This window comes from Arenibacter antarcticus, assembly GCF_041320605.1.
In the GTDB taxonomy this organism is placed as follows: Bacteria; Bacteroidota; Bacteroidia; order Flavobacteriales; family Flavobacteriaceae; genus Arenibacter; species Arenibacter antarcticus.
Genome location: NZ_CP166679.1, coordinates 3,021,483 through 3,033,366 on the forward strand (window position 1 = coordinate 3,021,483; position 11,884 = coordinate 3,033,366).

12 protein-coding genes are annotated in these 11,884 nt (G+C 38.0%); 10 read left to right on the forward strand and 2 right to left on the reverse strand.

What is annotated here, in order from left to right; genetic code table 11:
* Window positions 1-186: 186 nt before the first annotated feature.
* Window positions 187-885 (forward strand): (d)CMP kinase, encoded by a 699-nt coding sequence (cmk, locus tag KCTC52924_RS12520; RefSeq protein WP_251808464.1) that lies wholly within the window; start codon window positions 187-189, stop codon window positions 883-885.
* An 83-nt stretch (window positions 886-968) separates the two neighbouring features.
* Here the strand turns inward: cmk and KCTC52924_RS12525 are convergent, their stop codons facing one another.
* The gene (locus tag KCTC52924_RS12525) at window positions 969-1,346 is read right to left on the reverse strand and encodes a LysM peptidoglycan-binding domain-containing protein (protein ID WP_251808465.1); all 378 of its coding nucleotides are present in this window, start codon (window positions 1,344-1,346) and stop codon (window positions 969-971) included.
* A 265-nt stretch (window positions 1,347-1,611) separates the two neighbouring features.
* Here KCTC52924_RS12525 and rpsA point away from each other — a divergent pair, with 265 nt between their 5' ends.
* From rpsA to KCTC52924_RS12570, 9 genes are all read left to right on the forward strand, one after another.
* Window positions 1,612-3,453 (forward strand): 30S ribosomal protein S1, encoded by a 1,842-nt coding sequence (rpsA, locus tag KCTC52924_RS12530; RefSeq protein WP_251808466.1) that lies wholly within the window; start codon window positions 1,612-1,614, stop codon window positions 3,451-3,453.
* 185 nt (window positions 3,454-3,638) lie between these two features.
* Entirely contained in the window at window positions 3,639-4,178 is a 540-nt protein-coding gene (gene pyrR / locus KCTC52924_RS12535) for a bifunctional pyr operon transcriptional regulator/uracil phosphoribosyltransferase PyrR (RefSeq protein WP_251808467.1), read from the forward strand.
* 4 nt (window positions 4,179-4,182) lie between these two features.
* Entirely contained in the window at window positions 4,183-5,109 is a 927-nt protein-coding gene (locus KCTC52924_RS12540) for an aspartate carbamoyltransferase catalytic subunit (protein ID WP_251808468.1), read from the forward strand.
* A gap of 7 nt (window positions 5,110-5,116) precedes the next feature.
* Entirely contained in the window at window positions 5,117-5,449 is a 333-nt protein-coding gene (locus KCTC52924_RS12545; protein ID WP_251808469.1) for a ribonuclease Z, read from the forward strand.
* A 404-nt stretch (window positions 5,450-5,853) separates the two neighbouring features.
* Complete coding sequence (locus KCTC52924_RS12550) at window positions 5,854-6,759, forward strand: ribonuclease Z (protein ID WP_251808470.1); 906 nt, start codon at window positions 5,854-5,856, stop codon at window positions 6,757-6,759.
* Between the two features lie 249 nt (window positions 6,760-7,008).
* The gene (pdxH, locus tag KCTC52924_RS12555; RefSeq protein ID WP_251808471.1) at window positions 7,009-7,656 is read left to right on the forward strand and encodes a pyridoxamine 5'-phosphate oxidase; all 648 of its coding nucleotides are present in this window, start codon (window positions 7,009-7,011) and stop codon (window positions 7,654-7,656) included.
* Between the two features lie 63 nt (window positions 7,657-7,719).
* The gene (locus tag KCTC52924_RS12560) at window positions 7,720-8,208 is read left to right on the forward strand and encodes a histidine phosphatase family protein (protein WP_251808472.1); all 489 of its coding nucleotides are present in this window, start codon (window positions 7,720-7,722) and stop codon (window positions 8,206-8,208) included.
* Window positions 8,205-10,283 carry a polyphosphate kinase 1 gene (ppk1, locus tag KCTC52924_RS12565; RefSeq protein ID WP_251808473.1) on the forward strand — a complete coding sequence of 693 codons (2,079 nt, stop codon included), beginning with the start codon at window positions 8,205-8,207 and terminating at the stop codon, window positions 10,281-10,283. Before KCTC52924_RS12560 ends, ppk1 begins: the two co-directional genes overlap by 4 nt.
* Window positions 10,284-10,295: 12 nt before the next feature.
* Window positions 10,296-11,183 (forward strand): Ppx/GppA phosphatase family protein, encoded by an 888-nt coding sequence (locus KCTC52924_RS12570; protein WP_251808474.1) that lies wholly within the window; start codon window positions 10,296-10,298, stop codon window positions 11,181-11,183.
* A gap of 56 nt (window positions 11,184-11,239) precedes the next feature.
* Here KCTC52924_RS12570 and KCTC52924_RS12575 read toward each other — a convergent pair whose 3' ends face one another.
* The gene (locus KCTC52924_RS12575) at window positions 11,240-11,821 is read right to left on the reverse strand and encodes a tRNA-(ms[2]io[6]A)-hydroxylase (RefSeq protein WP_251808475.1); all 582 of its coding nucleotides are present in this window, start codon (window positions 11,819-11,821) and stop codon (window positions 11,240-11,242) included.
* Window positions 11,822-11,884 lie beyond the last annotated feature (63 nt).

Sequence of the window (11,884 nt, forward strand, 5' to 3'; positions counted from 1 at the left end):
GTTTTTAAAGCATTTTTATTGAATTGATGTTTTGGTGTACAATAGTAAGGTGTCCCTCTTGACCAAGGAGGGACACTTTTAATATAGTGTATAAAATGCTCCATTTATCTTTGTGAATTATCAGTGTTTTTAACATAGTCGGTTTCCTTAAGGTGAAATTGACTAAATCTTATTATTTTTAATCTCATGGGAAAAATTACCATAGCTATTGATGGCTACTCATCAACTGGAAAAAGTACAATAGCCAAGCAGCTGGCAAAATCACTTGGATATGTATATGTAGACACGGGAGCCATGTATAGGGCGGTGACCCTTTATGCTATGCGACAGGGATATATTGGCGGAAAGGAAGAGAATATGGACAAGTTAATTGCTGACCTGCCCAATTTGTCGATAAAGTTCGTCTATAATGAATCTCTAGGGTTTTCTGAGATGTACCTGAATGGAGAAAATGTGGAGAAGGAGATTAGGGCATTGCCAGTATCTAGACTGGTAAGTAAAATTGCAACTCTTGAAGCGGTACGGATAAAATTGGTGGCCATGCAACAAGAAATGGGAAAGGAAAAAGGCATTGTAATGGACGGAAGGGATATTGGGACGGTAGTTTTTCCTGATGCCGAATTTAAAATATTTATGACTGCCTCCCCAGAAACAAGGGCATTTAGACGCTATAAGGAATTATTGGATAGAGGTGAGGAGGTTACCTATGACGAGGTTTTGAAAAATGTTCAATCTAGGGATTATATAGACTCCCACAGGGAGTTTTCCCCTCTAAAAAAGGCTGATAACGCTATTGAGTTTGACAATAGTGATATGGGATTAAAGGAGCAATTGGAGCGTATTCATAATTTTGCCCTTCGTAAAATAGAAGAGGTTATAAAATAATTTTCTACTATATCTTAAGAAATGGAAAGGCGGGATCAATATTCATTGTTCCCGCCTTTATGGTTGTTCTAAGATCGCAGTTTTTAATTTGGAATGACCAAAACCTGATCGGGATGAATTACATCCGGATTTTTTAGGATGTTGGTATTGGCTTCAAATATTTTCTTGTATTTCATTGGATCTCCATAGTATTTTTTGGCGATTTTACTTAAAGATTCCCCGCTTTTCACCGTATGCCTGTGGTAAACACTTTCATCTGAAACGGTAATATTGGCCTTAATATCTGAAGGATTTTCACCGCCTATTTCCTTTATTTTGTCCCAAAGTAGATTTTTTTCGTACTGAGTATTTGTCTCTCCTTTAATTTTTAGGATTCCGCCTTCTTCAGTAACATCGCCATTCTTAACCCCTAGTTTCTCGCCTAGGCTTAGCACCTCTTGATACTTTGATTTTACACTCATATAACTGATTTTAATGGTTAAAATTTATAGATACAATATAAGATTTTTAGGTCTGAAATGGCGCAATTCATATTAAAATGTTAAGTTGTTGGGCGCCAAGTTGTTTTTGTGTTGTTAAAGCCAATAATTTATTGTATTTTTGCACTCCTTTTTCAACAAGACATCAAGAGAGAAAAGGGAAAAACAAAAAATAAATATAACAGCTTCCCTGGATATTGTTTAACTCTTGTGACTCCACTGGGAATACAAATTAAAAAATCAGCAAATGGCTGAAGACAAAACAACGGCAGAGGTAGAAGAAACTACCGACGCTACCCAAGAAACAAAAGTAGAAACTCCTGCTCAAGATCCGAAAGAATTTTTGGAAAACTTTGACTGGGACAAGTATGAACAAGGTATTGAGCGCGTTGACGAATCCAAGTTAAAGGAATTCGAAGAAATGGTAGCTGAGAACTTTGTGGATACTGCAGACGCAGAAGTGGTACAAGGAACAGTAGTATACCTTACCGAACGTGAGGCTATTATTGATATCAATGCCAAATCTGAAGGAGTAATATCACTGAATGAATTCCGTTACAATCCCGATTTAAAGGTTGGTGATAAAGTAGAGGTGTTGATCGATATCCGTGAGGATAAAAGTGGACAATTGGTACTTTCCCATAGAAAAGCCAGGACAATCATGGCGTGGGATAGGGTTAATGCTGCTCATGACAACGAGGAAATCGTTAGTGGTTTTGTAAAATGCAGAACCAAAGGTGGTATGATCGTAGATGTTTTTGGAATTGAGGCATTCTTGCCAGGTTCTCAAATAGATGTTAAGCCGATTCGTGATTACGATCAGTATGTAAACAAAACTATGGAATTTAAGGTGGTTAAGATTAACCACGAATTTAAAAACGTAGTTGTTTCGCATAAAGCGTTGATCGAGGCTGATATTGAAGAGCAGAAAAAAGAGATCATCAGTCAATTAGAAAAAGGACAAGTGTTGGAAGGTGTTGTTAAAAACATTACTTCTTACGGTGTATTTATTGACCTTGGTGGTGTTGATGGATTGGTACATATTACCGATCTTTCTTGGAGCAGGATCAACCATCCAAATGAAGTGGTTGAACTTGATCAGAAATTAAACGTTGTAATTCTTGACTTCGATGAGAACAAGTCTAGAATTCAATTAGGTCTTAAGCAATTGGAGAAACATCCATGGGATGCCTTGAGCGAAGACATTAAAATTGGTGACCAAGTTAAAGGTAAAGTAGTTGTTATTGCAGACTACGGTGCATTTATCGAAGTTGCTGAAGGTGTTGAAGGATTGATTCACGTTTCTGAAATGTCTTGGTCTACGCATTTGCGTTCGGCTCAGGATTTCGTAAAAGTAGGGGATGTAGTAGATGCAGTAGTATTAACTTTGGATAGGGAAGATCGTAAGATGTCTCTTGGTATCAAGCAATTGACGCCAGACCCATGGACTGATATCACTACCAAATATCCTGCTGCTTCTAAGCACAAAGGAATTGTACGTAACTTCACCAACTTTGGTGTATTTGTAGAATTGGAAGAAGGAATAGACGGATTGATCTATATCTCTGACCTTTCTTGGACCAAGAAAATTAAGCACCCATCAGAGTTTGTAACCGTTGGTGATACTTTGGAAGTGGAAGTTTTGGAATTGGATGTTGAAGGACGTAAATTAAGTTTAGGTCACAAACAGACTACCGATAATCCTTGGGATAAATACGAAACCGAGTTCGCTCTAGGTACAGTTCATAAAGGAGCTATTGCCGAAATAGTAGACAAAGGTGCTACTATTGAGTTTAATGAGGATATCGTTGCCTTCGTACCTACTCGTCATTTAGAAAAAGAAGATGGCAAGAAATTGGTAAAAGGTGAGGAAGCTGAATTTAAGATCATTGAGTTCAATAAAGAATTCAAAAGAGTGGTTGCAAGTCATACCGCTATCTTTAGAGAAGAAGAGCAGCGTATTGTTAAGGCTGCAGTTAAGAAAGCTGCAACATCTGTAGACGAGGCGAAACCTACTTTAGGTGATGCTAACGAAGCTTTGCAAGCGTTGAAAGATAAAATGGAAGCTAACGACAAGAAAAATAAGTAAGCAACTATTTATCAGTATAGAAAAGCCCCGGCAATCGTCGGGGCTTTTTTTATGCCCATTTTTTAAATATACTACGGTAATTGACAACTATTCCGTTTTTTGACAAAACACTAATTTCATAACATTCCATTATATTAGATAGAAATCCCTACTTTTGTAATTCAATGGTATTGGACAAATTATCTATGAGTCAAAAAGTATTACTTTCTTCAAAAGAAATAAATATTATCCTACATCGTTTGGCTTGTCAATTGTTAGAAAATCACCTGAACTTTAAGGATACGGTTCTTATTGGAATACAGCCAAGAGGGATATTTTTGGCGGTCCGCTTAGCCAAGATCTTAAAGGAAGAATACGGAGTGGGACCAATTGATCTAGGCTTCTTGGATATCACCTTCTACAGGGACGATTTTAGACGTGGCGATAAGCCGTTGGAAGCTAACAAGACCAAAATAGACTTCCCTATAGAAGACAAGAATGTGGTGTTTATAGATGATGTACTCTATACAGGGCGCAGCATCAGGGCCGCATTAACGGCCATACAATCCTTTGGAAGACCTAAAGAAATTGAATTGCTGACATTGATCGACCGACGCTTTAGTAGGCATTTGCCTATTCAGCCAAATTATAGGGGTCGCCAAGTAGATGCCATAAATGGGGAAAAAGTGAAAGTAATGTGGAAGGAGAATGACGGGGAAGATGTTATATATTTAGTAAAGACATAAGCGCATGAGTGAATTGAGTGTAAATCACTTGTTGGGGATAAAGTATCTGAAAGAAACGGATATTCAGCTCATTTTTGAAACTGCAGATCATTTTAAGGAAGTTTTAAGCCGATCTATAAAAAAGGTTCCTTCGCTTCGCGATATTACCATCGCTAATATCTTTTTTGAGAACAGTACAAGGACAAGACTTTCCTTTGAATTGGCGGAAAAGCGACTCTCTGCGGATGTGGTGAATTTCTCTTCTGGACAATCCTCAGTAAAGAAAGGCGAAACCTTGATCGATACCGTTAATAATATCCTATCCATGAAGGTAGATATGGTAGTGATGCGACATCCCAATCCTGGGGCTGGAATATTTTTATCCAATCACGTTAAAGCGGCAATCGTCAATGCTGGCGATGGCGCCCATGAACATCCAACACAAGCTTTGTTAGACTCCTTTTCCATAAGGGAGCGGCTGGGGGACGTAAGTGGTAAAAATGTACTGATCGTGGGTGATATTCTTCATTCTAGAGTAGCATTATCCAATATATTCGCCCTAAAATTGCAAGGTGCCAATGTTAAAGTATGTGGGCCTAAGACATTAATTCCCAAGCATATAGAGTCCCTTGGAGTGGGTGTCGAATCCAATTTACGCAAGGCCTTAAATTGGTGCGATGTTGCCAATATGTTGCGCATACAGAACGAACGTCTAGATATCAGTTACTTCCCTACAACTAGGGAGTATACCCAACAATATGGGGTAAACAAAGCGCTCTTAAACAGCTTGGACAAGGAAATCGTGATAATGCACCCAGGCCCTATTAATCGTGGTGTGGAGATTACCAGTGATGTAGCCGATTCCAAACAATCCATTATCCTAAATCAGGTGGAGAATGGGGTAGCCATTAGAATGGCAGTAATTTATTTATTAGCTTCAAAAATTAAATAATATACGTATGATTTTAGATAAAGAAGGAAACGTAACTATTGTGCTACAGGAAAATATATCCTTAGTTGCATTTATAGCTAACTTAAAGGAAGTCTATCCCAAAATTAAGAACGATCATATTATTCTAAACCTCTTTACCTTCAAAAAACTTACTTCTGGCGATGTGCTGGAGTTTCTGGATTTGGCGGACACCCATAAAAAATCAAATAAATCATTTATTTTGGTAACTGATAAAGTGGCTTATGATGAGGTCCCTGAACGTATCTGCATAGTTCCAACAATTCAAGAAGCTAAAGATATTATAGAAATGGAGGAAATAGAGCGGGAATTGGAACTGTAGTTTATTGTAAAAAATAAACCCTAAAGAAGGTATCTCCCTAGAAGAACACTTGAGGTTTGCTCTAGGATAAATAGATTTCACCCATAAAGTGACGTGAGGTTATTTAATAGGCGGCCCATTCTAGCAGTGTTCCTAGTCCAGGTGACTTCAATGGAAGATCATAAAGGAAGAATACCTAGGGAAGGCTAAAACTATTTTTGTAGATAAAAGAGAAATTGGGTTGCAGAAGGCTACTGCTGTAAGTGCTGTTGGGGTTCGATTATATATCCCATTATGTAATTAAAATATTCTATACTGGTGTCCTTGTTAGTAATTGCAATGGATCTAGATTATTGTGGGCAATCATCCATCCCCTTAAACCAAACAGGTGGAACAACAGATTCCATTTTTAATCATTTATGTTTATGAAATTAACCATTTTGGGTTGTTATGCGGCTACGCCAAGATCATTGAACAATCCGACTTCTCAGGTACTTGAGATAAAAAGCAATTTGTTTTTGATCGATTGTGGAGAAGGTACCCAGGTACAATTGAGAAAACAAAAAATTAAATTCTCTAGAATTAGCCATATTTTTATATCCCACTTGCACGGAGACCATTTTTTTGGCCTGCCAGGACTTATATCTACCTTTCGGTTGTTAGGCCGTAAAACAGAACTTCATGTTTATGGTCCTAAGGGAATAAAAGAGGCAATCACCTTATTTCTGAAATTGGGAGATTCTTGGACCAATTATCCCCTCTTGTTTCACGAACTGGACTCCATGGAGTCGGAGGTTATTTTCCAGGATGATAATGTTCGGGTTAGTACCATTCCTTTAGAGCATAGGATTTATACTAATGGTTTTTTGTTTGAGGAGCAAATAGGGGAACGTAAATTAGATGTTGCCGCCGTTGCTAAATATGGTGTGGATAAATGTTATTTTCAAAATATTAAGAGTGGTAAGGATGTGGTATTGGACAATGGTCAGAACATTGATAACCGTTTGCTTAGTTTTGATCCACCTCCGCCACAAAGCTATGCCTTTTGTAGTGATACCCAATATACAGAACAAATTATCCCTTTGATTAGTGAGGTAGATGTGCTGTACCACGAAGCCACATTTTTGGAATCGGAAAGGGCCTTGGCGCCAAAGACAAAACATTCAACGGCTAAAGAGGCAGCTACCATCGCAAAAAAAGCCAAGGTTGGAAAGCTGATTTTAGGACATTATTCTACCCGGTACGGATCTATCGACCTATTTAAGGAGGAGGCCGAAACAATCTTTCCGAATGTAGAATTGGCGGATGATGGCAAAGGGTTCGAGTTTTGATTTTAATTATGGTCTGAAGATTATTTGTGACTTAAAATTCTTGCTTTCTTCGATTTGTAACTTGGAGTAGAAAAGCAGATGAAACAAATAACCTACCATAAAATAACCGAACTTAGCTTTCGTATTTAGGATTGTTTTGTGCAAATTTGCAACAAATCACCAGGTAACTTAAAGGGCATATAGGGCAATGTGTTTTTTTAAATTAACTTAGTACTAGAGGTTTCTCTTCCCCAATTTGAATTCGTCCATATGCAACAAGATTTAGGCAGTTATAGAAAATCCTACGAAAAAAGCGAGCTTACAGAAGCCAGTATTTCTAAAAATCCCATGGAACTATTCCAAAAGTGGTTTTATGAGGTGGAGGCCAGTGAAGGGGTAGATGAGCCTAATGCTATGACCGTTTCTACCATTGGTATGGATGGATATCCAAAAAGTAGGGTAGTGTTATTGAAAAAATATACTTTTGAGGGATTTATTTTCTATACGAACTATGAAAGCGAAAAAGGCAGGGCAATAATGTCAAATCCTAAGGTATGTGTGTCTTTTTTTTGGCCAATCATGGAAAGACAGGTGATAATTAAGGGGAATGCTGAAAAGATTGCCGAAAATTTATCCGATGGATATTTTGAATCAAGGCCTGATGGGAGTAAATTGGGAGCCATTGTATCTCCCCAAAGTGAAGTAATTCCCAATAGAGAATATTTGGAATCCAAATTAAAAAATTTGGAAAAAGACTATGCAGCCAAGGAAATTGAACGACCCGGCTATTGGGGCGGCTTTATTGTAAAGCCAGTTTCTATGGAGTTTTGGCAGGGTAGACCAAATCGGTTGCACGACAGGATACGCTATACCATGCAAGCCGATTACGATTGGAATATGGAGCGACTGGCACCTTAGGTATGTATAAGGAATACCATGGGTTCCATGGAGTAAATTTAACGGACATTTCAAATTGATAAAATGAAAACGATAATCTTGGTACGGCACGGAAAATCTTCTTGGGACTATAGTGTTTCGGATAGGGACAGACCGCTAAAGGAAAGAGGGATAATTGATGCTGCTAAAGTGGCAAAGGGATTTCTAAAGAACAATATAAGAATAGATGCAGCCTATTCAAGTCCTGCTAATAGGGCAATGCATACGGCCATTATATTTTTAAGGACAATTAGTTTTCCATTAGAAAAATTTACCCTGTCCAATACCTTGTACGATTTCACAGGGGATGAGGTATATATGTTTATCAAATCCTTGGACAATTCTGAAGATACTGTATTGCTTTTTGGCCATAACGAGGCCTTTACCCACATAGCCAATTCTTTGGGAAACGTGTATATTGACAACGTTCCCACAAGCGGATTGGTGGAATTAAAATTTGACACTAACGACTGGAAAACCGTTGTAAAAGGAACAACAGGGCGAACGCTATTTCCAAAATTATTAAAAGAATGATCAAAACTAAAAATCAATATATTAACCGTGAAATTAGCTGGTTAAGTTTTAATGAAAGAGTTTTACAAGAGAGTGCTGATATAAATGTTCCCCTCATAGAGCGACTCCGTTTTTTAGGTATATTTTCAAATAATCTGGATGAGTTTTTCAAGGTTAGATATGCTACTGTTAAACGGATCGTGGATGCTGGAAAAACCGGAAAAAGTGTTTTGGGTGGGGAAAGAGCAAAAGATCTCCTAGAAGAAATCACCGAAATTGTCATTAAACAACAGACCCAAAGTCTTGAGATATTAGGGGATATAGAAAAGGAATTGGAAACCAAGGATATTTTTTTGATCAATGAGTCTGAAATCACTGAACATCAGGCCTGTTTTATCAAGAATTATTTTATTGAAAAGGTAAGTCCCGTCCTAATGACCATCATTTTAAATGATATGATCGGCTTTCCTATGCTAAAGGATACAGCAGCCTATTTGGCAGTTAAAATGATACTTAAAAACCAACCGGGTTGTACAAGCCAGGCAAAGAAGAATCGCTATGCTTTAATCGAGATCCCAAAAGGAATAGATCGCTTTGTGGTTTTGCCTAAAGAAGGCGAAAAAAGTTATATCATTATTCTAGACGATCTTATTAGATACTGCCTAGGTAGTATTTTTAATATGTTCGACTACGAATCCATTTCTGCCCATATGATCAAAATCACTAGGGATGCCGAATTGGATATGGATAATGACCTGAGTAAAAGCTTTATTGAGAAGATTTCCTCTAGTGTGGAGCACCGTAAAATCAGTGATCCCGTCCGGTTTGTATACGATAAGCAAATTGGTAGTGACACCCTAAATTTCCTAAAGGAAAAAATGGATATTGAGGACACGGATAGCGTGATCCCAGGAGGGAGGTATCACAATAGAAGGGATTATATGAGTTTTCCTAGTTTGGGAAGAAAGGATTTGATGTACAAGCGTATCACTCCCTTGCTAGTGAAAGGAATTTCTATGGAAGGAAGCCTTTTTGAAAGGATTGCAGAAAAGGACTTTTTGCAATATACCCCTTACCAAACCTTTTCCTATATCATTAAATTTCTAAGGGAAGCAGCCCTAGATCCAAAAGTAAAGAATATTAAGATTACCGTTTACAGATTGGCCAATAACTCCCAAGTAGCGGCATCTTTGATCAATGCTGTTAAGAATGGAAAACATGTTACGGTACAAATAGAATTGCAGGCCAGATTTGACGAACAGGCCAATATTGAATATGCTGAGCAATTACAGGCAGAAGGCGTAAAATTAATTTTTGGGGTTCGCGGACTAAAAGTGCATAGTAAAATCTGTGTGGTGGAGCGGGAAGATAAAGGCCATATTAAGCGATATGGATTTGTCAGTACCGGGAATTTTAGTGAATCTACGGCTCGGATCTATACCGATTACACCTTATTTACAGCCCATGAGGGAATTTTGAAGGAGTTGAACAAGGTTTTCGATTTTTTTGAAACTACTTATAAGATCAATAAATACAAGCACCTTATAGTATCGCCGCACTATACCAAAAATGTTTTCAAAAAACTGATCGATAAGGAAATTCAAAACGCAAAGGTGGGAAAAGAAGCGTATATCAAAATAAAAATGAACAGTTTCACTTCCTATAAAATGGTAGATAAACTGTACGAGGCAAGTAGGGCAGGAGTGAAAATTCAGCTTGTTATCCGTGGAATATGTTGTTTGATACCTGGGGTAAAGGGAATGAGCGAAAACATTGAAGCCATAAGCGTGGTCGATAAATTTTTAGAACATCCAAGGGTGTTTATATTTGGGAATGATGGCCATCCTAAAGTCTATATTTCCTCAGCGGATTGGATGACTAGAAACTTGGATTACCGAGTGGAAGTTGGGGTCCCTATATACGATATGGACGTTAAGCAAGAGATATTGGATACCTTTGAAATTTCTTGGCAAGACAATGTTAAGGCACGCGTTTTTTCAGAAAAGCATGACAATGCCTATAGAAAAAATGATAACACCAAGGTAAGATCACAATTTGCCACATATGATTATTACCTAAATAAATTAAACGATTAATAACTACGGGAATTGAAAGTACGTAAATATGCAGCCATTGATATTGGATCTAATGCAATACGCTTGCTGACCCATAACGTTATTGAAGAGAAGGATAAGGAAACACTCTTTAGAAAAAGTGCGCTGGTAAGGTTACCTGTTAGGTTGGGAGAAGATGTTTTTGGTAAAGGACGTATTTCTGAGCGAAATGAAGACCGACTTATAAATGCCTTAAAGGCGTTCCAATTATTGATGGAGGTTCATGGGGTAGAAAAGTACATGGCCTGTGCTACTTCTGCAATGCGTGAAGCAGATAATGGTGCAGAAGTAATACAGCGTATTGAAGACGCAACAGGTATTAAGATTCAGATTATAGATGGGGAAAAAGAGGCCTCTATTATAGCCTCCACAGACTTGAAGAATTTAATTCGGAAAGAGGAGACTTACCTATATGTAGATGTTGGTGGTGGAAGTACTGAATTTACTATTTTCTCCGAAGGCAAAATAATACTTTCGGAATCCTTTAAGATCGGAACTGTTAGGCTACTAAATGATTTGGTGCATGAGGATTTGTGGAAAGAATTGGAGAATTGGTTGAAGAAAAACGTTAAGGGATTGCCCAATTTGTCCATTATTGGTTCTGGAGGAAACATTAATAAATTACATAAAATGTCTGGTAGAAAGGAAGGGGAGCCCCTGTCCTATATTTGGTTAAAGGCACAATATCATTTTCTGACCAGTCTAACTTTTGAGGAACGGGTCTCTGAATTGGGGCTAAATCCAGATAGAGCGGATGTAATAATTCCTGCGACACAAATTTTTGTTTCTTCTGCCAAGTGGATTGGAGCCAAAAAAATTCATGTTCCAAAAATAGGGCTGTCCGATGGAATTATAAAAACCCTATACTACGCCGAAAAGTAAGAGTTCTTGGTGTTAATACCAGATTATTGATGTTCCTATGGGGTCGGAATACAAATTTATCCGTGTACGGTTTCCTTATTCCCCAAATCCTTCATTATACCGGCTTCATAGGTAAGTAGTTCTTCCCACTTTTGGTCTACTTCCTTACGATCGCCATATTGCCTTGCAAATTTCAAGAACATGGTGTAATGTCCCGCTTCACTTATCATTAATTTGTGATAAAATTCTGCTAGCTCCCTATCTTCCAGTTGTTCTGATAGTAATCGAAATCGTTCGCAGCTTCTAGCCTCAATTAATGCCGCATAAAGCAATCTGTGTACCAACTGGGTGGTTCTGCTACCTCCTTTTGGGAAAAATTTAATCAATGCAAGTACATAGTCGTCCTTTCTATCCCTTCCCAGGGTATTACCTCGTGCCAGAATGCGGTCGTGTACCATTTTGAAATGTCCCATTTCCTCCCGCGAAAGCGCAATCATTTCTTGGATGAGTTCGGTGTATTCTGGGAAACCTACAATTAATGAAATGGCCGTGCTGGCTGCTTTTTGTTCACAGTAGGCATGGTCCGTTAATATTTCGTCTATATTTTTTTCGACAATATTCACCCATCGTGGGTCCGTTGGTAATTTTAAACCTAGCATATCTTTAAATTCTAAACCAAAAATAGAAAGAATAGTGTAATCCCCCATATTATATTCATAGAT